This window comes from Streptomyces sp. NPDC005202, from assembly GCF_040608235.1.
GTDB lineage: Bacteria > Actinomycetota > Actinomycetes > Streptomycetales > Streptomycetaceae > Streptomyces.
On sequence record NZ_JBEXHW010000015.1, the window covers coordinates 60,870 to 83,242 of the forward strand.

Below are 22,373 nucleotides of genomic sequence, written 5' to 3' on the forward strand. Positions count from 1 at the left end.
ACTGCCTGCTCGCGGCGCGTCACAACGTCATGCGGCCACCTCCGGCGTCAGCGCGCTGCGCAGTCGGCGGGCCTGTGCTACCAGCCGGGACGAGCCGCGCCGGGACGCCGTCTGCGCCAGGTGTGGCAGATCGCCCCGCGCCCCCGACCGCTCGGCACACTCGGCGGCCACGGCCAGCAGATCCCCGAGCCCGCGCACCGGCCCGGCCGGGCCGTCGGTCGCGAGATCCGCCAGCAGGAGCGGCAGCGTGTGGTTGAGCAGGCCGCAGATGGTGGCGTTCGCCCCGGTGGCCGCGGCCGTGCGCAGCGACTCCGCGAGCCGCAGCGGCTTCACCGCACCGCGCCGCACCAGCTGGCCGAGGTCCGCGCCCAGGCGGGGAGCGTCCAGCTGCCCGCGCGCCGCGAGGACCAGCAGTGCGTCCACGGCGGCGAGCCGGTCCTCCGGATGCCGGGCGCCGAGCCCGTAGGCCACGCAGAGGTGCGTCGCCTCACCTGCTTCGCCGCCGGACTCGGCGAGCAGGGGGAGGACGGAGGCGGCGCCCCGGCTGTCGTCCACGGCCACGGCGGACAGATCCCGCAGCAGGCGCAGGGCGACCAGCTCACGCCGCTCGGGGAACATGGCCAGCCAGTGCCCCCGTATGGCCTCACTCCAGTGGTAGCAGTACCGGCGTTCCCCGAAGACGCTCGTCGGCCGGCCCAGGCTCCGGAACTCGGCGGGGAAATCCTGTTGCAGTTCCAGGAGCTCACCGGACTCGACCAGGATGCGAGGCCCCGAGACACGCCGTTGGAGCGCCGGCTGCATCAGCCCCTCCGCGGTCAGCCAGTGGGTGAGCCGTGCGCCTTCCGCGGTACCCAGGGCGGCTGCGCGTGCGGCCGCCGCCACGGCCGCCGAACGGTCTGCACGTCGCACCCGCAGCAGCGCCTGCGCGAAGTCGGCCGCCGAGACCCGCGCACCCAGGCGCCGGTACGTGTCGAGGCGATCCACCAGCTCGTCCGGTTCCAGCAGACCCGTACTCCAGGTGGGCGTCGAGAGCAGCAACGGCAGTGGCTCCGTGCGGACGCGGTACGCCACCTCCCACAGACGGGCGTCGAAAGCCTGGGAAAGGGCGCTGTGCAGGCAGTTGCGGGCCGATGTCCCGTGCTGGACCGCCGCGTGCAGCGTGGCGGTGCGCACCCGGCCGCGCAGCGTTGCGAGAAAGAGGTCGAGGCCGTCCGCTGGGTCGAGGACACCGCGGTGGCCGTGGCTGAAGTGGTCGTCGGCCTGCAGGACGTACCGGGGATCGACACCGTCCCACCAGCGGCGGGTGACGACCGGCTCCAGGGCGTCCAGCAGAGCGTCCCGGTTCCGGTACGCGTGACGCACCAGTCCGTCCAGCGCGCGTTCAAAACCGGCCACGCCGGCCTCGGCGGCCAGTGCCGCTCCCACCTCCTCGGCGAGCTCGGCAGCCGAGAGCGGCGCAGGTGCGAGGCGCGTCGGCCGCGGAACCGGCGGAGCACCTCCTCGTACACCACAGGCTCCCGATCCACCGGCAGCGCGCCGAGCGTCCCGACCGCCCGTGCGCGTAGGACGGGGACCAACTGCTCGGCCGCGCCCGCCACTTCCTCCCGCACCGCGGCGGAGGCGGCCTTTTTCAGGTGCCGCTCCACGAGCTTCAGCGCCCGCTCCTGCATGTACGCGTCCTCGTGCCCGAAAGCCTGCGCGACGGCGGGCAGCAGCTCGTCCGCGGCCAAGGCGTCCCGGGCGAGCACCTTTCCCAGCAGCACGAGCTGCGCCCGCACCAGCTTCTTCTCCGTCCGGAACAGCACCGCGCCCGACAGCTCGGCCAGTTGGCGGTGTGCCAGCTCGCCGTCCAGGGCCAGAGAGATCAGCACCGACTGGGCATGCGAGGCGACCACGGACACGGCGTCGGCCGCCAGCGCCAGCCAGTCGGCCACCCGCTCGCGCTCCTCCTCGCGGGTGAGCGCCAGGGACTTCAGCACACGCAGGAACACCCGGTGATCGGCGGCTGTGCCGCCCCGCAGCAGGCGGGCCACGCATGCGTCGACCGTCGCCCTCCGGTCGAGCGTGCCCTCGAGGGTGAGCTGTGCGAGGGCGTCGTTCCAGCTGTTGGGCCCTTGGGTCGCCGTCCACTCAAGTCGGCTGCCGATGTCGTTCGTCTCGAAGAGCGCGCCCACGAGGTCCGCGAGGTGCGGATCCTTGCGCAGCCTGTCGAGCACGGTGTCGCCGCGCTGCCACACGGCCCCGATGTGCTCCACCCAACCCTGTACGTAGGCGTCGGTCCTCGGTGCCGAGCAGCCGGCGAGCCGCACCAGCCCGGCCATCAGCTCGTACGGGACCCGCGCGGTGACCGGCCGCTCGGCGAGCCGGTGCGCCACATCGGCGAGCCAGTCGGACTCACGGTCGCCCAGGATGTGGAGCAGCACCCCCGGCGAGACCCCCGACCAGCGCATGTCGGCGGCCGCGATCCAGCTCGCCACGCCCGCCGCGCCGGTCTGGCACGCCGCCCCGGCCGCGTGCAACGCCGGATACGCGCAGCGGGACGCCGCATCCCAGGGCGCCGCTCTGAGCTCCTTGCGCAGCGCCTTCAACTCGGGGAAGAACGCCCGCCTTTCGGCGTCGGTCATCCCGTCGAGCAGGCTCACGACCTCGGCCGTACGCCCGGCCCGTACCGCGTCCATCAGCTCACTCATCGCACACCCCCGTCGACCCGTACCCCCTGCTGCTCCGCCGCGCCGGCGCCCCGCCGCACCATCCGCACCGCCAGTGCGTGCTTGCACGGCCCGCGCCCGCCCCGGTACCGGGCCCACCACAGACAGCTGCAGCTGAGCACGCCCGCCTCCTCGCGCACCCGGTGCACATGCCCGTCCTCGGCGGTCACCGTCGCCACGGCGCCGTCCAGGGTGACCGCACCCGCGGCGACCAGTGCGCGGGCCGCCCGCAGCCGCGGGTTGTGCCGCTCCGCGCGCTCGGCGTCGTACGGCAGCTCCCGGTGGAAGTAGGCCGCCTCCGCCGCGTCGTACCCGACGCGGCCCGAGGTGCCGAGCCGGACCAGCGCCGCCCGGACCCGCTCCGGGGTGAGCCCCGAGGCGGCGGCGAGGTCGGCGACGTCGATGCGGGGCTCCCACGCCAGCAGCACCGCGATCAGCTCCGCGTCCTCGGCGGTCTCATCGGTGGCGAGCGCGTCCAGGACCCCGCCCTCCCCGGAGAATCCGCGCGAGGCGTCGGGCGACAGCGTGAGCGTGAGCCGCATGCCCGGCATGACCGCCTCCCAGGCGCCGGCCGTGGCGGTGGCGCCGGTGACCGCGGGGCCGTACACCCGCAGGGCCGTCGCGTGCCGCAGCACCGCTGGAGCGCGATCAGCCGCTCCGGACCCGGCAGGCACACCGCGCCGGGCACAGGACGGGTCGTCGGCCGCAGCCCGCGCCCCGCCGGCACCACCCACCGCGGGCCGCTCGCGGTACCTCGCGGTCCGCTCCGGGGCAGCGACCGCAGGAACCGCACGGCCTCCGCCGCCGGCAGCTCGGTCCGCAGACCGAAGCCGGCCGCTGTCACCTGGGCCTCCGCGAACCCGCGCAGCCACCGGTCCGGGAGCGGCACCTTCTTCTCCACCACCGGCCCGTCCAGCGTGGTCACGGCCAGCTCCTCGGGGCCGACCCGCAGATGGAGGGGATCGTCCGAGCCGATCCGGGACAGGGCCTCCCGCAACGGATTGTTGACGTCGACGTTCGTCGTGCCGTGTCCCACCTCGCCGCCGTCGAGGCCGGACCGCAGGACGTCGAGGCGCGCGTACACCCCGCCGCAGCCGGAGAAGGACTCGAAGCGCAGCCGGTCGCCGTTGCCCGTCACCACCGGGTCGAGGGAGGCGCGCAGCTGCGGCTGGTAGTAGCCGGCCGCCACGTCCGCCACCGCCAGCAACGCGGCGGAGGCCACCTGAGGGGACGTCCAAAATCCCGAGAAGAACCGCGGGTGGTCCTCGACACCCGAGGGCGTCGTACCCCGGGAGGTCTCGAGTCCCAGGCGCCGTCCGCCTGCGGCGGACTCCAGCACGGAGGGTCGGCAATAGGCCACGGCCTGCAAAGATCGCGTCATGGAAAAACCGTAGAGGCGACCACTGACAATCGCTCCGACCTGCGAAAACGGGTGCCGACGGGGCGAGTTGGGCACCTGGCGCGCCGCCTTCGCCACCGGCCGGTCCTTCGGCGCCGCGAACGGCGCCGCGCACCGGGGGATGACGCCGGTGCGCGGCACAAGGAGAGAGGGTACGGAAGTTACTGGCCGACCCGGCCCGGCTGGAGCACCTGCGTGAACAGCACGGTGCCGTCCTGCTCGCGCAGCCGGACCGTCAGCTCCCCGCTGTCGCCGTCGATGTCGACCTCGCCGAAGAACTGGTAGCCCTCGGCCGGGGAGACGTTCGAGGCGCTCGGCGCCTTGACGAACACCCGGTTGGGGCCGAACGTGCCGTCGAGCGCGCTGGCCGGGAAGGCACCGGCGTTGAGGGGACCGGAGACGAACTCCCAGAACGGCTCGAAGTCCTTGAACACGGCGCGCGCGGGGTCGTAGTGCTGGGCCGAGGTGTGGTGCACGTCGGCCGTCAGCCACAGCGTGCCGGTGATCCGCCGGTGCTTGATGAACCGCAGCAGCTCGGCGATCTGCAGCTCGCGGCCGAGCGGCGCGCCCGGGTCGCCCTGGGCGACGGCCTCGAAGTTCGGCCTGCCCTCGACCGGGTCGGGCACGACCAGGCCGAGCGGCATGTCCGCGGCGATGACCTTCCACACCGCACGCGACCGGGCGAGCTCCCGCTTCAGCCACTCGAGCTGCTCGCGGCCGAGGATGCCCTGCGGGTCCACCGTCTGGTTGTCGGGCGAGTTGGCGTTGCGGTAGGTCCGCATGTCGAGCACGAACACGTCCAGGAGCGGACCGTGGTGGACGACCCGGTAGATCCGGCCGTCCGGGCGCCCGCTGATGGTGGAGATGGGGAAGTACTCGGAGAAGGCCCGCCGGGAGCGGAGCGCCAGGTCGTCGAGCCTGGTGCCGGCCGGGTAGGGGGTGCCGGTGCCGATGACCTCGCCCGGGTACCAGTTGTTGCGGACCTCGTGGTCGTCCCACTGGATGATGTTCGGCACCTGGGCGTTGAACCGGCGCAGCGCCGCGTCCAGCAGGTTGTAGCGGAAGTTGCCCCGGAAGTCGGCCAGGGTGACCGCGACGTGCGACTTCTCCTCGGTGGTGACGTTCCGGTACACGCTGCCGTCCGGCAGCGTGGCGGTGGCCGGGATCGGGCCGTCGGCGTAGATGTTGTCGCCGCTGCACAGGAAGAAGTCCGGATCCAGCTTCGCCATGGCGTCGAAGATCCGGTAGCCGCCGATCGACTCGTTGATGCCCCAGCCCTGTCCGGCCAGGTCGCCGGACCACACGAAGCGCACGCCCTGGCGCCTCCGCGCCGGCGCCGTGCGGAACGTACCGGTCACCGGCTCGCCGGTGCGGCGGGGGTCGTCCGGGTCGGCGAGGAGCACGCGGTAGTGGATCTGCTCGCCCGCCGGCAGTCCGCGCAGCCGGGTCGTGCCCGTGAAGTCGGTGTCCGCGCCGAGCAGCGGGCCGTGCCATCTGCGCGGGTTGTGGAACGACTCCGTTGCCGACGTCTCGACGATCATCCGGGCCGGCCGGTCGGAGCGCACCCACACGAGACCGGAGTCGGAGGTCACGTCTCCCGTCTGCACACCCCAGCCCGCCCGGGGACGCCCGGACAGGGCGAGTGCCGGCGCCGCGCCGAGTGCTCCGGGCAGGGTCAGGGCCGCCGACGCGGCCAGCGAGCCGCGCAGGACACTGCGGCGGCTGGGGAACGGACGGTGTGACATGGATGCGCCTCCAGGGACGGGATCCGGCCAGTGTGCAGTGCCACACCTACTGGTGCGGCGCAGCGCACACGGAAACCCCAGGTGAACAACTCACCGTGGAGGCGCGGGAACCGGCGTGCGGTTCCCGCGACGCGGTCACGTCCCCACCGCCTCCGCCAGCAACCGGACGCCCGCCCGGATCCGCGACGGCGACAGGTGCGCGTATCCCAGGACCAGCCGCACATCGTCGTTCCCGCCGCCGGGGCTGCTGTCCCCGCCGCCGGGGCTGCTGTCCCTGCCGCCGGGGCTGCCGTTCCTGCCGCCGGGGCCGCCGGGGCCGCCGGGGCCGCCGTCCCCGCCGTCCCCGCCGTCGTTCCCGCCGTCCGCACCGTCGTCTTCATGGCCCGCGGTGTCACCGGCACGCGCGTGCGTGTAGGCCGCCAGCGTGCGCACCGCGACACCGGCCTCGGCCGCGCGCGCGAGGAACCGTTCCTCGGGGCCGTGCCGGCCGGGCAGCGCGGCCATGACGTGCAGGCCCGCGGCGATGCCGGACAGCCGCGTGCCGGGAAAGTGCTCCTCCAGGGCGGCCAGGAGGGTGTAGCGGCGTTCGCGGTAGGCGCGCTGGCAGCGGCGCAGCTGCCGGTCGTAGTCGCCCCGCTCCACGAGCCGGGCGAACACCGCCTGGTCGACGGTCGGATGACCGAGGTCCATGGTCCGCTTGCGCTCGACGACCTCGTCGGCCAGCGAGCCGGGCACGAGCAGCCAGCCCAGCCGCAGCCCCGGAGCGAGGGACTTGCTCACCGACCCCGCGTAGGCGACGTGTTCCGGGTCGAGCCCCTGGAGCGCGCCCACGGGGGCGCGGTCGTAGCGGAAGTCGCCGTCGTAGTCGTCCTCGAAGAGGATGCCGTTCACGGACCGTGCCCAGTAGAGCAGTTCGGCCCGCCGCCGCGCGGAGCAGGCGATGCCGGTGGGGAACTGGTGGGCCGGGGTCGTCACCACGGCCCGTACCCCCGACCGGCGCAGCGGGCCGACGGCCAGGCCCTCGTCGTCCAGGGGCAGCGGTACGGTGCCGACCCCGGCCGAGGCGTACAGGGCGCTGTGTTCGGGCTGCCGGGGTCCTCGACGCCGACCGTGCGCATCCCGCGCGCGTGCAGCACGGAACCGAGCAGGGAGGTCGCCTGCGCGACGCCCGAGACGACCACGATCCGCTCGGGATCCGCGACGACGCCCGGCGCCGCGTGAGCAGTTCGGCCAGCGCCGTGCGCAGCCGGGGCAGCCCGCGCGGGTCGGGGTAGCCGAGGTCGTGGTGCGGGAGGTCCGCCAGCACGGCGCGGTGCGCGGTCGTCCAGGCGGCGCGCGGGAACAGCGACAGGTCGGGCGTCCCGGGCACAAAGTCCGCCTTGGCGCCCGGGGAGCGGGGAGCGAGGTCACGCGCGGGGGTGCGCGGCCCGCGCGGCACCGCCCACCCAGGTCCCGGCGCCCCGGCCGCTGCGCAGATAGCCCTCCGCCGTCAACTGCTCGTACGCCTCCGTGACCAGCCCGCGCGACACGCCGAGATCGGCGGCGAGGTCCCGGCTGGAGGGCAGCCGCGTGCCCGGGGCGAGCCGTCCCGAGCGGACGGCCTCGCGCAGCGCGGCCTGCAGGGAGCGGCCACGCGCGCGTGCCGGTGCCGATGCGGCCGGCAACAGCAGTTCCCATGCGGCGGAGCCAGCCGGCCCGTCCGGATTGGTCTCCGATGACGTCATGAAAGTGGACCTTAAACCGGACCGCCGCCTTTCCTAGCGTCGCTGCCATGAACGCCACCACTTCGCGCGGCGCGCTCCTCGCCGCGCTCGCCTGCGTCCTGGTCGGAGGGTCCTTCACGGCCAACAGCGTCCTTGGGCACTATCCGTACGCGGGCGGCCAGTTCCTGCGCTACGGCCTGGCCTGCCTGCTGCTCCTGCCCCTGGCCGGCCGGGGCGCGACGGCACGGCTGCGCGGGCTCGCGCCGCGCCACTGGGTCCGGCTCGCGCTGCTCGCGGCGGTCGGCATGGTCGGCTTCAACCTCGCGGCCCTCGCCGCGGAACGCACCGCCGAACCGGCGGTGCCGGGCGTCTTCGTGGGCTGCGCCCCCGTGGTCGTGGCGGTCGTCGTCCCGCTCCTGGAGGGACGCCGGCCCCAGCGGGTCGTCCTGAACGGGGCGTCGCTGGTCGCTGCCGGGGCCTTCACCGTCCAGGGCTGGGGCCGTACCGACGGCGCCGGAATCGCCTTCTCCTGCTGAGCGTTGGCCGGTGAGGTGGGTTTCGCCGTCCTGGCGGTGCCCCTCCTGCGCCCGCTCGGGCCCCGGTTGCTGTCCGCCGTCGTGTGCGGCCTCGCGGCCGTGGAGGCGGCGGTCGTGGGAGCCGTCCTCGACGGCGCCGCCTGGCTCAGGCGCCCGGACGCGGGCGAGGCCGCCGCGCTGCTGTGGCAGGCGTCGGTCGTGACCGTCGTCGGCTTCGTGTGCTGGTACATGGGCATGCAGCGCATCGGCGCGGAGCGCGCCACGCTCTTCTCCGGCCTCATCCCCGTCGCAGCCGCCTGCACCGCGCCCCTCGTCGGCACGGGTACCTACGGTGCCGCCCAAGCCGCGGGCAGCGCCCTGGTTGGCGCCGGAGTGGCTCTGGGATCGGGGGCGTTGACGCGGACCAGGCGCCCGTCAGCGGCTGCCGTCGAGGATCACGCGCGCGACCAGCGCCGGGTCATCGTTCATCGGGACGTGTCCGCAGCCGGGCAGCCGGACCAGCCGGGCCCGGGGAATGATCTGCTTGGCCCGGATCCCCTGCCGGCGCACCAGCAGACGGTCCTTCGTCCCCCAGGCCACGGTGACGGGGATGCCGGAGATGTCGTCGGTGAACTGGACGCTGACACCGGCCCGGAGAGTGTCTTCGAATCCGGTGGCCTGTGCCAGCGCGAGCGTCTCGGCGACCACGGCCTCGGGTGAGCGGCGGGCGGGGCGGGCGTAGATGGTGCTCGTCAGGACCGTGCGGCCGGCCGCCGTGCGCGACAGCTGCTCGACCAACGGCAGCGGCAGGCGCCGTGCGATCCGGCGCATCGCCAGCAGCACACCGAAGGCGTAGCGCCGCTCGGCCTGGGTCCAGAACCCGGCCGGGGACAGGGCTGTGACGGACCGTACGAGCTTCTCCCGGCCCAGCTCCAGGGCCAGCAGGCCGCCCAGGGAGTTGCCCGCCACATGCGGGCGTTCGATCTCCAGCTCCTCGCACAGGGCGCCGAGTGCGGCGTTCATCGTGGGCAGATCGTGCCGGAGCCCGTCCGGCAGCGCGGGGGACGCACCGAAGCCGGGCAGGTCCACGGCGATCACGTCGCGCTCGGCAGCGAGAAGGTGGACCACCGGGTCCCAGGCCTGCCGGTGGTGACCGATGCCGTGCAGCAGGAGCAGCGGCTCGCCGCTGCCCACGCGCGCGTAGGAGAGGGTCACGGTCCGCGGGCCGTGCGGAGTGGGGACCTTGAAGGAGACGGTGGCGGACATGGGTGCTCCTCGTCGGAATCGCTGACCAACGCCGTGTGTAGACAGCTTGTCAGCAATTGCTACCGACGGGTAGCCCCCGGTTGCGGCGGATCTCGCCGTCGGCCTTTCGGCCATACGGCCCTCAACGGGCCCTGCGCACCTCGAGGTTGAACTCCGCGTGCCCGATATGCTGGTAGAGGCTGAGCCACAGCGGCAGCAGCATCTCCACGGCGCGTGCCGCGCGGATGCCGCCCAGGTCGATGACCCGGTCGGCCGGCCGGCCGAACTCCCCGAGCAGAGCCCTCACCTGCTCCTTGGCGCCCACGTCCTCCCCGCAGACGAACACCTGGTGCCCGTCCGGCACCAGCCCGGGGTTCACCATCACCTGACAGTTGACGGTGTCCAGGGTCTTCACCACGCGCGCGTGCGGAAAGGCCCGCTGGATCTGCTCGCCCACGCTGACCGATTCGACGGGGGACAGCCGCAGCTGCCCGTCCTCAAAGGCCATGGGGTTGGAGACGTCGATCAGGACCTTGCCGTCGAGGTTGTCCGCTCCGGCCGCTTCCAGCGCGGCGAGTGCCACCCGGCCACCCACCGCGTTCACGACCACCTCACCGAACGCGGCGGCGTCCGCGAACGTGCCGGTGCTCGCCGCCGCGCCCCCGCTCTCGGCCCACTTCATGCCGGCCGGATTGCCCTGCGTACGGGAGCCGAGCCGCACCTCGTGCCCCAGCTCCACCAGTGTGCCGCCCAGAGTGCGGCCCACCTCGCCCGTGCCCACCACCGCGTACCGCATCGCCACTTCCGTGCCCGCACCGCCGGCCGGCGGCGGTCCGCGGGCCATTGTGCTCCCGACGCGGCAATTCCGCCTGGACACGGCCGGAGGTGTCGGCCGGGATGGAGCTGTGACGACCGAAACCGGGACCGACATCTTCGAAGCGCACCGGCCCGTACTCATGGGAGTCGCCTACCCGATGCTCGGGCGGGTGGCGGACGCCGAGGACGGTGTGCAGGAGGCCTGGCTGCGCTGGTCCGGCGCCGACCGGAGCGAGGTGCGCGACCCGCGCGGCTACCTGGTCCGCATCACTTCACGCCTCGCCATCGACCGGCTCCGCCAGATCAAGGCGCGGGGCGAGGCGTACGTCGGCCCGTGGTTGCCCGAGCCGTTCGTCACCGACTTCGCCGACATTGTTGCGGACACCGCGGAGCGGACCGTGCTCGCGGACTCGGTGTCGCTCGCCGTGCTGGTCGTCCTGGAGTCGCTGTCGCCACTCGAGCGAGCCGTGTTCGTCCTCAGGGAGGCCTTCGGCCACCCCTACGCGGAGATCGCCGCCATGCTCGACCGGGCCGAGCCGGCGGTGCGTCAGCTGTTCGGGCGGGCCCGCAGGCACGTCGACGGGCGACGACCGCGCTACGAGGTCGACCCGGCGCAGCGGCGCGACCTCACCGAGCGGTTCCTGGCGGCCGCGGCGGACGGCGACCTCGAGGGGCTCATGTCGCTGCTCGCGCCGGACGTCCGCCTGGTGGGCGACAGCGGCGGCAAGTCGAAGGCGCCGCGGCGGATCCTGGAGACCGCCGACAAGGTGGGCCGCTTCCTGGTCGGCGCGGCCGGCAAGGGCATCCCGGACATGTCCTTCCGCTTCCTGGAGTTCAACGGAGGCCCCGCGGTGCTGGCCCTGTCGGGGGACACGCCCGACAGCGTCTTCCAGCTCGACGTCTGCGACGGGCGCATCCAGGCCGTCTACATCATCCGCAACCCCGACAAACTGGAGTCCCTGGCCGGCCTCTGAGTGCCGGAGGCGGGTCCGTCCGCGCCGCTCCCCGAAGCCCCCGTCCGCACGACGGGGGCTTTGCCGTGATGTCACGCACACGCTGTAGTACGAACGCCTCGTGAACGCTCTGCAGCAACGCACCGGCGCCCTGACCATGGGATTGAGGATTGGTCTTGACCAAGGGTGGGGGCCGTCCTATGGTCGGAGATAAGTACAACAACCTTTAATAAACAAGGGCGCTAAAACGCCGCCGGATCACGGCGATTGCGGAGGACAGGGTGGGGACCACGCAGCTGGAAACGGTGCCGGAGCCGAAGTACTGGCACCTCAAGACCGTGCTCAGTGAGGCACTGGACTCCGAGTTCTCGGTCGGCGAGATCCTGCCCAACGAACGGGAACTCGCCGCTCGCTTCGGGGTCGCCCGCGCCACGCTCCGCCAGGCCCTGGAGCAGCTCGAGCTGGAGGGCAGGCTGCAGCGCCGCCGCGGCGTCGGTACGACCGTCGCCCCGCCCCGCGTGGGCGTGGCCGTCGGCACCGAGCAGCACGCCTGGCCGGGAGCGGCCGGTGACGCCTGGCAGCCAGTGGACTGCACGCAGGAGGTTCCGCCCGCGGCCGTGGCCGACGCTTTGGAGACCGACCGCGAGGAGCCGGTGCACACGGTGCGCCGGTCCCGCATGACGCACGGCCAGCCGATCGGGGCGGAGCTGCTCTACATCCCGGCGTCGTCGGTGCCCGACCTGACCGCGATCGACGCGCCCTCCGGACCAGCACGCGCGCGTGCCGTGCTGCGCGAGCTGCAGCGCCTGGAGCTGGAGGGCCAGGATCGCGCCGTCGAGCTCGGTTCGGCCCGCGCGGACGACGCCAAGCAGCTCGACCGTCTGCCCGGCGCGCCCGTCCTCGTCGTCACGACCCGCTTCTTCGCCGTGGGCCGCACGGCCGCGCTCTCCGTCGCCACCTACCGTGCCGACACCTGCCGGCTGACCTTCGGCGACTCCGGCGGCGTGGAGATCCACCACGGACCCGAGCGCCAGGCCTCGTAGGCTCCGGGGACGACCGCCGTCCTGCCGAGAGCCGGGGTGCGCCCCGGAGCCCTCCGGGGCGCACCCCGTGTCACCTGGTCGTTGCCCGGGCTTCGCCCCTCAATGCCGCGCCGTGACCGTGCCCTCCACCGCGAACAGCTGTCCCTCGACGTGGTCGAGGGCCAGCCGCAGCGCGCCGGTCGCCACGGCCGCCTCGCCGAGCAGGGAAAGAGTCACCTTGGGCGGCCGCAGGCAGTAGCGGGCCAGCTTGCGCCGCAGCGGCTCCAGGACGCCGTCCAGACCGGCCGCCCAGCCGCCGATGACGACCAGTTCCGGGTCGAGGGCGAGGACGAGCGCCGCCACGTCGTGGACGAGCCGCTGGATGAACCGGTCCACGGCCGCACGGGCCCGCCGGTCGCCCTCGCGGGCCAGCGCGAAGACCGCGGCCACCGCCTGCTCGTCCAGCGGGTGCAGTGGCTGGTCCGTGGTCGACAGCAGCGCCTCCGGCGTCGCCTCCCGGCCCAGCAGATGCAGCGCGCCGATCTCGCCGGCCGCCCCGCCGTACCCGCGGTGCAGCCGCCCGCCGATCAGCGAACCGGCGCCCGGGCTCAGTCCGGCCAGCACGAAGACCACGTCGTTGGACTCGGTGGCGGCACCCTGCCAGTGCTCGGCGACCGCCGCTGCGTTGGCATCGTTCTCGACCAGGACCGGGCACTTGAAGGAGCGGCTCAGCCGCTCGCCCAGGTGCAGGCCCGTCCACCCGGGCAGCGCGGTACCCAGTCGTACCGTGCCGCCCGCCTCGACGATTCCCGGCGTGGCGACCCCCACGGCCCGCAGGGAGCTGCGCGCGACACCGGCCCGGCGCAGCAGCTCGGAGACCGCGGCACGCAGCCGTTCCAGGCGCTCGTCGGCCTCGGCCGTCTCGTCGACCTCCTTGGCCTGGGCGCCGAGCACCCGGCCGTCCAGGTCGGCCAGCAGTGCGGCGACGCGGTGCGCGCCGATCTCCAGACCGAGCAGGTGCCCGGCCTCGGCCCGGAAGCGGAACCGCCGCGCGGGGCGCCCCTGACGCCGGGCGGCGCCCTCCTCGGCCGCCTTCTCGACGACGAGACCGGCCTCGATGAGCCCCTCGACGACGCCCTCGACGGTCGGGCGGGACAGTCCCGTCACCCGCGTGATCTCCGTCAGCGTCGCGCAGTCCGTGGCACGCAGCGCGTGCAGCACCACCGCGGAATTGATCCTTCGCAGCAGCGAGGGATCCCCGCCGGTCAGCCGCCCCACCGTCCGTCCTCCCAGCTCGTGCGCGTGTGGGGCGGATCGTACTCGGCACGGGCCGGGGCAGCGAGAGCCGGGGACACCCCCGACCTACCGGCCGGTCCGGCCCGGCGTTGGGGCAGGCCCGATCAGCCCGGCGCCACGAACCCCGACTCGTACGCGGCGATCACGGCCTGCGTGCGGTCCCGCGCCCCCAGCTTGGCCAGGACGGCTCTCACGTGGGCCGTACGACGGACGCCGACGCACTTGGAAGCGCGCTCGCGCGGCACGGTTTCGACGCCGTGCGGCACTAGGACGGGCACTGGACCGTGGCGCACGCGCGCGTGGAGGACGTCGGTCGCCTGGTCTCCGAGGGGGGGCCGGTCCTCGAACTGGCTCCCGAGGAGGGCACCTTGGAACAGGTTTACCTCGATCTGACCGCCGCCGAAGCCGAGTTCGCCGCCCAGCCCCAGGAGGTCTGACCATGTCGTTCGCGCCCGTGCTCCACTCCGAGTGGATCAAGATCCGTACCCTGCGGTCGCTGATCGGAGCCCTGTGCTGGGTCCTTCTCCTCACCGCCGCCTTCACCGGGCTCGGTGCCCTCGACACCGGCGGGGCGGACGCCGACCCGCTGTTCTCGGCCTTCTTCGGTGTCTCCTTCGGGCAGATCGCGGCGATCGCCTTCGGTACGACGGCGGTCTCGGCCGAGTTCCACGGCGGTGCCCTGCGGGTGTCGCTGGCGGCGGTGCCGCACCGGGGACGGTGGTTCGCGGCCAAGGCGACGGCGATCTCACTGCCCGTGCTCACCGTGGGCCTGGTCACCGGACTGGTGAGCCTGGTGGTGGGCAAGGCGGTCATGGGGGCGGACGGGCCGACCGGGACCGCGGGGCTGCGGGGCGCGGAGGGTTGCGGGGTCTACCTCACGTTGATGGCGCTGTTCGCGGCGGGGCTCACCGCCGTGCTGCGCAGCGGAGTGGCGACGCTGAGCATCCTCATCCCGTTCCTGTTGATCGTGTCCTTCGTGATCGGCGATCTGTCGGGCGGTGTCGCGGACCTCCTGCCGGACGTGCCGGGCAGATCGCACTCCACGCCAGCTGGGACGGCAGCTTCGGGCCGTGGACCGGGCTCGCGGTGACCGCGCTGTGGACGGGGGCCGCACTGCTGGTGGGAGCGTGGAGCCTGCGGCGCCGGGATGCCTGACGCCGCGTGCCGCTTGACGGCCCGCCAATTGTCAGTGGTGGCCGGTTTACTGGATCACATGGACATCGTGAAGATGCTCGCCGTGATCGACGCGCTGTGCTCCCGGGCGTTTCCCCAGGGGCACGGCGGGACGGACGCCGGCCTGGGCATACCCGGCCACCACCTGGCCGGACCGGGTTACTTCATAGTGGAGTTAGGAGCGAGCGCCTGGCCACGGGCGGGCGACCGCTCGGAGCGGCAGCAGACGGCTGAGGACCTCTACGCCCTCGAGAGGGCCGTCGCGCACCAGCTGAATGTTCGGTGGGGGGAGCAGCTGCCGTGGGGCACTGTGACGCTTCAGGAGCGTGTCGTACGGGGTGAGGACATACCCGAGCCCTGGGCGACGCTCGGCGTACTGGCGGACGAGCTCCGGTCCTGGAAGGCGAGCGGTACCGGCCGCTGGGTCGTCGTGGCGGTCGCCGACCGGGAGACCACGGACGACGTCCGACTCCTTGCCATCGTCACGGACACGGACCCGCCCTGAGCGGCTGTCAGCCCTCCGCCGCCACCCGCAGCCGCGCGAACTCCTCCGCCATCGTCTCAGCCGTCCAGTGCGCGTTCAGCCCGCTCGGGTTGGGCAACACCCACACGCGCGTCTCATCGATCGTCCGTTCCTGTGGCCCGACCTGGGCCTTGCGGTCGCCGAAGGCGGCCCGGTACGCGGTGACGCCGACCACGGCCAGCCACCTCGGCCGCAGCCGTGCCACCTTCAGCGCCAGCAGCCGCCCGCCCTCGCGGTACTCCTCCGCCGTCACCTCGTCGGCCCGTGCCGTGGGCCGCGCCACGACGTTCGTGATGCCGAGCCCGTACGACAGCAACTCCCGCTGCTCCGACGGCTTCATGAGCCTCGGGGTGAACCCGGACAGGTGCAGCACCGGCCAGAACCGGTTGCCGGGGCGGGCGAAGTGGTGGCCCGTCGCCGCCGTCATCAGACCCGGATTGATGCCGCTGAACAGCACCTTGAGGCCGTCCGCGACCACGTCCGGTACGAAACGGCCGCGGGCGGCCTCGAGTTCCGCCGGGGTGAAGCGGGTCAGAGGATCGCCCCCGGGGTGTAGCCCGCGGCCTCCGGGTGCTGCTTCACGATCTCCTCGATGCGGCCCACGACGGTACCGACCTGGTCGGCCGCCGCGCCGGTGAAGGACAGCTTGTCCGCCATCAACGACTCCAGCTGGGCGCGGTCGAGCGGGAGGCGCTCGTCGGCGGCGAGCTTGTCGAGCAGGTCGTTGCGCTCGGCGCCCTGCTCGCGCATCGCGAGCGCGGTGGCGACGGCGTTCTCCTTGATCGCCTCGTGGGCGACCTCCCGGCCCACACCGGCCCGCACGGCACCCATCAGCACCTTGGTCGTCGCCAGGAACGGCAGGTAGCGGTCCAGCTCACGAGCGATCACCGCGGGGAAGGCCCCGAACTCGTCGAGCACCGTCAGGAACGTCTCGAGCAGACCGTCCAGCGCGAAGAACGCGTCCGGCAGCGCGACCCGGCGCACCACCGAGCAGGACACGTCGCCCTCGTTCCACTGGTCACCCGCCAGCTCGCCGGTCATCGAGGCATAGCCGCGCAGGATGACCATGAGGCCGTTGACGCGCTCGCAGGAGCGGGTGTTCATCTTGTGCGGCATCGCGGAGGAGCCGACCTGGCCCGGCTTGAAGCCCTCGGTGACCAGCTCGTGCCCGGCCATCAGCCGGATCGTCTTGGCCAGCGACGACGGTGCGGCCGCCAGCTGCACCAGCGCGGTGACGACCTCGTAGTCCAGGGAGCGCGGGTAGACCTGACCGACCGAGGTGAAGGTCTGCGAGAAGCCCAGGTGCCCGGCGATCCGCCGCTCCAGCTCCGCGAGCTTCGCAGCGTCGCCCCCGAGCAGGTCCAGCATGTCCTGGGCCGTACCGACCGGGCCCTTGATGCCGCGCAGCGGGTAGCGGCCCAGCAGCTCCTCGACCCGGCCGTACGCGACGAGCAGTTCGTCCGCCGCCGTCGCGAAGCGCTTGCCGAGGGTGGTGGCCTGCGCGGCCACGTTGTGGGAGCGACCGGCCATGACCAGCTCGCCGTACTCGGCGGCCAGCTTGCCCAGGCGGGCCAGAACGGCCACCGTGCGGTCGCGCATCAGCTCCAGCGAGAGCCGGATCTGCAGCTGCTCGACGTTCTCCGTCAGGTCACGCGAGGTCATGCCCTTGTGCACGTGCTCGTGCCCGGCGAGGTCGTTGAACTCCTCGATCCGCGCCTTCACGTCGTGCCGCGTGACCTTCTCGCGCTCCGCGATCGAGGCCAGGTCGACCTGGTCCAGGACGCGCTCGTAGTCGGCGATCGCCTCGTCCGGCACCTCGATCCCGAGGTCCTTCTGGGCCCGCAGCACGGCGAGCCAGAGCTGCCGCTCCAGCCTCACCTTCTGCTCGGGGGACCAGAGCGTGGCGAGCTCGGCCGAGGCGTAGCGTCCGGCGAGGACGTTCGGGATGCGGGGCTTGGCGGGAGCAGAAGTCACGTGTATGGATTCTACTGGCGATTCGTGCAGGCCAGCGCCACGGGGGTGTTCGTCGGAAGCTACGAGAGCGTCTCGGCGAGCTGGGCCAGTACGCCGGCGTGGCAGAGCTCGGGAGCGCACCAGCAGGCCAGCGTCCGCCCCCGCAGCGCGGGCACCTGCTCCAACAGCTCGGGCCGCTCCAGCAGATATGCCCGGTACATCGCCATCACCTCGGCACGCGTGCCGTCCCGCATCCTCGTCGCGGTGTCGTAGGCGAACGGGTTGTACAGCGGGTGACGTGGCAGGTCCCAGCCGCCCAGGGTCCAGCGGCGGCCGACGTAGACGACCTCCTCGGGGGCGCGTTCCAGCCGGGGGCCGAAGTCGTGGATGCGGCCCCTGAGGTTGATCACCCGCGTGACCATGGAGGGTTACGCCACCGGGCCCTCGTAGGGCAACAGCTCGGGTCGCTTCGGCGGGCGGCCGTCGCCGGAGGAGCGGCCCGTCAGGCGCCGGCCTACCCACGGCAGCAGGTGCTGCCGGGCTAAGCGGACGTCGGCGACCCGGCAGGCGACCCAGCCCGGCGGCACGGTCGGCGGCATCGGTATGTGCCACTCCGTGTCCTCGGGCTCGTGGCCGAGTGTCTCAGACCGCCTCCGCGACGCGGCGGTGGCCCTCGGCCGTCAGGTGCAGCCGGTCCACGTCCCACAGGCGCGGGTCACCCAGTGAGGGCGCCCCGTAGAGGTCGACGACGAGAGCGCCGTGCCGCTCGGCGAGCTCGTCGACGCAGGCGAAGAGCTCCTCCATGCGCGGCCGGAACCGCTCCAGGACGGGGGCCCTGGCGGCCGGGGCTGTGCATCAGCACGAGTTGCTTGCACGACGGGGCCAGCTTCTCCACGGCCTCCGTCAGCAGAGCCCGTACCGGGCCCATGTCGCACTTGGGCCGCAACGTGTCGTTGAGCCCGCCCACCAGCGTCACCACGTCGGCCTGCATGGCCGCCGCCACGTCCACCTGCTCGTCGACGATCTGCCCGATGAGCTTGCCGCGGACGGCGAGGTTCGCGTACCGGAGCCCCGGGGGTGCGGGCGGCCGTCCGCACCGCGAGGAGGTCGGCCCAGCCCCGGTAGGAGCCGTCCGGCAGCAGGTCCGACATGCCCTCGGTGAAGGAGTCGCCGACCGCGACGAGGCTGGTGTAAGTGGGATTCGTCTGCATGGCGTGAGCGATGGTATCCCGGCATTCCCCGGACATACCAAGCGGTCGGTCTGCTTGCCCGCGCCCCGGGGACGACCCGGGGTTCCCCAGCGAGGAGCACCTTCCTCACACCTGCTGCCCGAACAACTCCCGCAGCACGTCCTCCATCGTCACCAGGCCTGCCAGCCGCCCGTCCGCCCCCAGTACGGCCGCGAGGTGCGTGCGGCTGCGCCGCATGGCCGTGAGGACGTCGTCCAGCGGCGTGCTCTCCCGGACCCGCGCGATGGGCCGCATGTCCCGCAGCCGGAACGGCATGGTGCGCGGCGAGGCGTCCAGCGCGTCCTTCACGTGCAGGTAGCCGATGATCCGGCGCCCCTCGTCGACCACGGGGAAGCGGGAGAAGCCGGACTCGGCCGACAGCCGCTCCAGCTGCTCCGGGGTGACGCCCAGGCGCGCGTAGACGACGCGCTCCAGAGGGAGCACCACGTCGCGGACGGGCCGGCTGCCGAGCTCCAGCGCGTCGTGCAGCCGCTCCTGGGCGCGGTCGTCGATGAGGCCGGCCTCACTGGCGTCCTTGACGATCTCGGCCAGCTCCGCGTCCGTGAAGGTCGCCGAGACCTCGTCCTTCGCCTCGACCCGCAACAGCTTGAGCAGGGCGTTCGCGAAGGCGTTCACCGTGAAGATCACCGGGCGCAGTGTCCGCGACAGCGCGACCAGCGGCGGACCGAGCAGTAGCGCGCTGCGCACCGGCTCCGCGAGCGCGATGTTCTTCGGCACCATCTCGCCGAGCAGCATGTGCAGATACGTCGCCAGCGTCAGCGCGATCACGAACGACACCGCATGACCCGCACTGGTCGGCACCCCCACCGCGTGGAACACCGGCTCCAGCAGATGCGCGATCGCGGGCTCGGCGACCACACCGAGGACCAGCGTGCACAGGGTGATGCCGAGCTGCGCGGCCGCCAGCAGCGCCGACACGTGTTCCAGGCCCCACAGCACGCTCCTCGCGCGCCGGTCGCCCTGCTCGGCGTACGGCTCGACCTGGCTGCGGCGCACCGAGATCACCGCGAACTCGGCGCCCACGAAAAAGGCGTTGACGACCAGGGTCGCCAGACCGATGAGGATCTGTACGGCGGTCACCGGTCGGCCCTCTTCCCGTCCTTCTCGCGCCACTCGGGCTTCTGGCGCCTCTCGGCGGGCTTCTGGCGCCTCTCGTGCCTCTCGTGTCTCACGGGCTTCTCGTGCTGCTCATGCTGCTCGTCGTCGAGCGGCGCGTGCAGCAGCACGCGCGCGGCCCGGCGTCCGGTCGCGTCCACCACGTCCAGCCGCCAGTCGGCGACCTGCAGGGTGTCGCCGGCCTCGGGGATCCGGCCGAGCTCGGTGGCAACGAGCCCGGCGAGCGTCTCGTACGGGCCCTCCGGCACCCGCAGCCCGACGCGCGCGAGCTGGTCCACGCGCGCGGAGCCGTCGGCCGAGTACAGGGCGCGGCCCTCCTCGTCGGCCCCGGCCGGGGCGAGGTCGGGCGTCTCGTGCGGGTCGTGCTCGTCCCGTACCTCGCCGACGACCTCCTCGACGATGTCCTCCAGCGTCGCAACGCCCGCGGTGCCGCCGTACTCGTCGATGACGACCGCCATCGTGCGCTTGCCGGACAAGCGGTCCAGCAGCCGGTCGACGGTGAGCGACTCGGGGACGAGCAGGGGCTCACGCGTGATCTCGGAGACGGGCACGCGCATGCGGCGCTCCGCGGGCACCGCCAGCACGTCCTTGATGTGGGCGATCCCGACCACCGAGTCGAGGCTGCCGCGGTAGACGGGGAAGCGGGACAGCCCGGTCGCCCGGGTCGCGTTCGCCACGTCCTCGCAGGTCGCCTGGGCCTCCAGGGCGACGACCTGGACGCGGGGCGTCATCACGTTCTCCGCCGTCAGGTCGGCGAGGTTGAGCGTCCGGACGAACAGCTCGGCGGTGTCCGCCTCCAGGGCGCCCTCCTTGGCGGAGTGCCGTGCCAGGGCCGCCAGCTCCTGGGGGCCGCGCGCGGAGGCGAGCTCCTCGGCGGGCTCCACGCCGAGCCGGCGCACCAGGCGGTTCGCCGTGTTGTTGAGGTGGGTGATGAAAGGACGGAAGGCGGCGCTGAACCAGCGTTGCGCGTTGCCCACCCGCTTGGCCACCGCCAGGGGCGAGGAGATCGCCCAGTTCTTGGGCACCAGCTCGCCGACGACCATCAGGAACACCGTCGACAGGGCCGTGCCCAGAACCAGGGCCACCGAGGTCGCGGCGGAGCGCGACATGCCGAGCGCCTGGAGCGGGCCCGCGATCAGCTTGGCGACGGACGGCTCGGCGAGCATGCCGACCACCAGGTTGGTGACGGTGATGCCGAGCTGTGCCCCGGACAGCTGGAAGGTCAGGTTCCGTACGGCCTTGAGGGCACCCGAGGCGCCGCGCTCGCCGCGCTCGGCCGCCCGCTCCAGTGCGCCGCGCTCGACGGTGGTCAGCGAGAACTCGGCCGCGACGAAGGCGCCGCAGGTGAGGGACAGCAGGACCACCACCAGCAACAAGAGCACTTCGGTCATCGTGTCACCCCCGTTCCATGGTCGGCCGACGCTGGGTGGATCGCGCGATGTCGTGCACGGGGAGGCTCGCCCATGGGCGGACGCTCACAACCTCTCATGGAGGACCGAGCGATCCTCCAATAGTAAAGGATGGGCAAAGAAACCCTGGAGGTCAGTCCGTGAGGGGCTTCACCCAGCGCCGCCAGTGCTCCTCGGGTGCGTAGCCCGCCGCGCGCCAGGCGTGGTGCGCGGTCTCGTTGTGGGTCAGCACCATCGCGTCCCCGCGCCGCCCCCCGAGCCGGACGAACCGCTCCTCCGCGGCGGCCAGCAGCGCCGAGCCGATGCCCTGCCGCCGCCGCTCGGGATGCACCGCCAGCCGGTACAGGTGGCACCGCCATCCGTCGAAGCCCGCGATCACCGTGCCGACCAGTTCGCCGTCCTGCTCGGCCAGGAGCAGCGCCTCGGGGTCGCGGGCGACCAGCCGCTCCACGCCGCCCCGGTCGTCGCTGATGCTCGTGCCCTCCGCGGCCGCCTTCCAGAAGCCCAGCACGGTGTCGAGGTCGTCGGGCGCGGCGGCCCGTATCCGCAGATCACTCATGTGACGATCACATCACGCGCGACCTGCCGCGCCGCGGAATTCCAGCATCCGGACGGCTACTCGCCGCGCAGCGCCTCGATCACCGGCGCGAACGCCTCCATGTGCGGTTCCAGGACGGTCAGGTACGAGAAGCCGAACCGCTCACGCTGCGCACGCACCTGTTCGACGATCTGCTCCAGGGTGCCGACCAGCACGATGGGCAGCGCCAGCGCCTGATCCAGGGTCAGCTGCGGCTGACGGTCCAACAAGGGCCTGAGCGCGCCCGCGCGGTCCTCGGTGACGGCCACGATCTGGATGAGCAGGTTCAGCTCCGCGGGCTCCCTGCGCCCCGCCGCGAGCTCCCGGTACAGCGTCACCCGCTCGTCGAGCTCCTCGGCCGTGATCGGCATGATCTGCCCCGTCGTGCTCCCGGGCACCGGCCGCGCGCCCGTGAACGCCGCGATGTCCGCGTGCTCGGCGGTCAGGCGCAGCATCCGGTCGCCGTTGGCGCCGATCAGCAGCGGAACCCGCGGCTGCTGCACCGGCTGCGGCCGGTGCTCCGCGGAGCCGAGCAGCCGGTCCAGCTCCTCCACCGTGCGCCGCAGATGGTCGACGCGTTCGCGCGGGGAGCCCCAGGGCAGCCCGGCCGTTTCGTGCTCCGCCCGTACGTACCCGGTGCCGAGCCCGAGTTCGAGGCGGCCGCCCGTCAGCGCGTCCGTCGTGGCCACCTCGCGGGCCAGCAGCGCCGGGTTCCAGAAGCCCGCGTTGAGCACGAACGTGCCCAGCCGCGGCCGCTCGGTCGCCTCGGCGGCCGCCACCAGCGCCGGGAACGGCGCCACCATCCCGAGGTGGTCGGGGACGAGGATCACGTCGTAGCCGAGCTCCTCGGCCCGGCGGCACTTGGCGCGCCACTCCTCGGCGGGCGCGGGGTCGAGGAGGTTGACTCCGAAGCGGAACGGGCGCGGCATGAACTGTCCTCACTGACAAGCGACTTGAGTATCTGCCGTGA

Annotated in this window: 14 protein-coding genes and 8 pseudogenes; 6 read left to right on the plus strand and 16 right to left on the minus strand. The window is 73.1% G+C overall.

The features are described from left to right. Positions 1–27 precede the first annotated feature (27 nt). From ABZV31_RS21970 to ABZV31_RS21985, 4 genes and pseudogenes are all read right to left on the minus strand, one after another. Positions 28–2,690 (minus strand): annotated as a pseudogene (locus tag ABZV31_RS21970) (DUF6493 family protein). After that, positions 2,687–4,089 (minus strand): annotated as a pseudogene (locus ABZV31_RS21975) (SWIM zinc finger family protein). The pseudogenes ABZV31_RS21970 and ABZV31_RS21975 overlap by 4 nt, the downstream one beginning before the upstream one ends. 179 nt (positions 4,090–4,268) lie before the next feature. Next, positions 4,269–5,852 (minus strand): alkaline phosphatase D family protein, encoded by a 1,584-nt coding sequence (locus ABZV31_RS21980; protein ID WP_355896362.1) that lies wholly within the window; start codon positions 5,850–5,852, stop codon positions 4,269–4,271. A 135-nt stretch (positions 5,853–5,987) separates the two neighbouring features. Beyond that, positions 5,988–7,576 (minus strand): annotated as a pseudogene (locus tag ABZV31_RS21985) (PLP-dependent aminotransferase family protein). A gap of 47 nt (positions 7,577–7,623) precedes the next feature. Between ABZV31_RS21985 and ABZV31_RS21990 the strand changes: the two are divergent. Beyond that, a pseudogene (locus ABZV31_RS21990) lies at positions 7,624–8,484 on the plus strand (EamA family transporter); the annotation flags it as partial. Positions 8,485–8,505: 21 nt separating this feature from the next. On the opposite strand, the gene ABZV31_RS21995 reads toward ABZV31_RS21990, so the two are convergent. Together ABZV31_RS21995 and ABZV31_RS22000 are read right to left on the minus strand one after the other, a co-directional pair. Next, the gene (locus ABZV31_RS21995) at positions 8,506–9,336 is read right to left on the minus strand and encodes an alpha/beta fold hydrolase (protein WP_355896364.1); all 831 of its coding nucleotides are present in this window, start codon (positions 9,334–9,336) and stop codon (positions 8,506–8,508) included. Positions 9,337–9,457: 121 nt separating this feature from the next. Continuing rightward, a complete protein-coding gene (locus ABZV31_RS22000; RefSeq protein ID WP_355896571.1) occupies positions 9,458–10,111 on the minus strand; it encodes an NAD(P)-binding domain-containing protein in 654 nt (217 codons plus the stop codon). Positions 10,112–10,220: 109 nt separating this feature from the next. On the opposite strand from ABZV31_RS22000, the gene sigJ reads away from it, so the two are divergent. Next, on the plus strand, positions 10,221–11,105 hold the full coding sequence (gene sigJ / locus ABZV31_RS22005) for an RNA polymerase sigma factor SigJ (RefSeq protein ID WP_355896366.1): 885 nt from the start codon (positions 10,221–10,223) through the stop codon (positions 11,103–11,105). Between the two features lie 260 nt (positions 11,106–11,365). Next, positions 11,366–12,127, plus strand: a complete 762-nt coding sequence (locus tag ABZV31_RS22010) for a GntR family transcriptional regulator (protein WP_355896369.1) — start codon at positions 11,366–11,368, stop codon at positions 12,125–12,127. A gap of 99 nt (positions 12,128–12,226) precedes the next feature. Here ABZV31_RS22010 and ABZV31_RS22015 read toward each other — a convergent pair whose 3' ends face one another. Both ABZV31_RS22015 and ABZV31_RS22020 read right to left on the minus strand, forming a co-directional pair. Continuing rightward, on the minus strand, positions 12,227–13,384 hold the full coding sequence (locus tag ABZV31_RS22015; protein WP_355896371.1) for an ROK family transcriptional regulator: 1,158 nt from the start codon (positions 13,382–13,384) through the stop codon (positions 12,227–12,229). 122 nt (positions 13,385–13,506) lie between these two features. Beyond that, positions 13,507–13,602: pseudogene (locus ABZV31_RS22020) on the minus strand (DNA-binding response regulator); the annotation flags it as partial. On the opposite strand from ABZV31_RS22020, the pseudogene ABZV31_RS22025 reads away from it, so the two are divergent. The 3 genes and pseudogenes from ABZV31_RS22025 to ABZV31_RS22035 form a co-directional block, all read left to right on the plus strand. Continuing rightward, a pseudogene (locus tag ABZV31_RS22025) lies at positions 13,603–13,839 on the plus strand (ABC transporter ATP-binding protein); the annotation flags it as partial. Positions 13,840–13,841: 2 nt separating this feature from the next. Next, positions 13,842–14,557, plus strand: a pseudogene (locus tag ABZV31_RS22030) (ABC transporter permease). Positions 14,558–14,615: 58 nt separating this feature from the next. Next, positions 14,616–15,080, plus strand: a complete 465-nt coding sequence (locus tag ABZV31_RS22035; protein ID WP_355896374.1) for a hypothetical protein — start codon at positions 14,616–14,618, stop codon at positions 15,078–15,080. A gap of 7 nt (positions 15,081–15,087) precedes the next feature. Here the strand turns inward: ABZV31_RS22035 and mug are convergent, their stop codons facing one another. From mug to ABZV31_RS22075, 8 genes and pseudogenes are all read right to left on the minus strand, one after another. After that, complete coding sequence (gene mug / locus ABZV31_RS22040) at positions 15,088–15,633, minus strand: G/U mismatch-specific DNA glycosylase (protein WP_355896574.1); 546 nt, start codon at positions 15,631–15,633, stop codon at positions 15,088–15,090. Then, complete coding sequence (purB, locus tag ABZV31_RS22045) at positions 15,630–17,072, minus strand: adenylosuccinate lyase (RefSeq protein ID WP_355896375.1); 1,443 nt, start codon at positions 17,070–17,072, stop codon at positions 15,630–15,632. The genes mug and purB overlap by 4 nt, the downstream gene beginning before the upstream one ends. Positions 17,073–17,131: 59 nt before the next feature. Further along, a complete protein-coding gene (locus tag ABZV31_RS22050; RefSeq protein WP_355896378.1) occupies positions 17,132–17,473 on the minus strand; it encodes a DUF4326 domain-containing protein in 342 nt (113 codons plus the stop codon). Between the two features lie 6 nt (positions 17,474–17,479). Continuing rightward, positions 17,480–18,262: pseudogene (locus tag ABZV31_RS22055) on the minus strand (SGNH/GDSL hydrolase family protein). A gap of 105 nt (positions 18,263–18,367) precedes the next feature. Then, positions 18,368–19,381 carry a hemolysin family protein gene (locus tag ABZV31_RS22060; RefSeq protein WP_355896381.1) on the minus strand — a complete coding sequence of 338 codons (1,014 nt, stop codon included), beginning with the start codon at positions 19,379–19,381 and terminating at the stop codon, positions 18,368–18,370. Next, positions 19,378–20,808 carry a hemolysin family protein gene (locus ABZV31_RS22065; protein ID WP_355896384.1) on the minus strand — a complete coding sequence of 477 codons (1,431 nt, stop codon included), beginning with the start codon at positions 20,806–20,808 and terminating at the stop codon, positions 19,378–19,380. The genes ABZV31_RS22060 and ABZV31_RS22065 overlap by 4 nt, the downstream gene beginning before the upstream one ends. A 151-nt stretch (positions 20,809–20,959) precedes the next feature. Next, positions 20,960–21,385: a GNAT family N-acetyltransferase gene (locus ABZV31_RS22070; protein ID WP_355896387.1), complete on the minus strand. Its 426-nt coding sequence runs from the start codon at positions 21,383–21,385 to the stop codon at positions 20,960–20,962. 56 nt (positions 21,386–21,441) lie between these two features. Continuing rightward, positions 21,442–22,332: an LLM class F420-dependent oxidoreductase gene (locus ABZV31_RS22075; protein WP_355896390.1), complete on the minus strand. Its 891-nt coding sequence runs from the start codon at positions 22,330–22,332 to the stop codon at positions 21,442–21,444. Between the last annotated feature and the right edge of the window lie 41 nt (positions 22,333–22,373).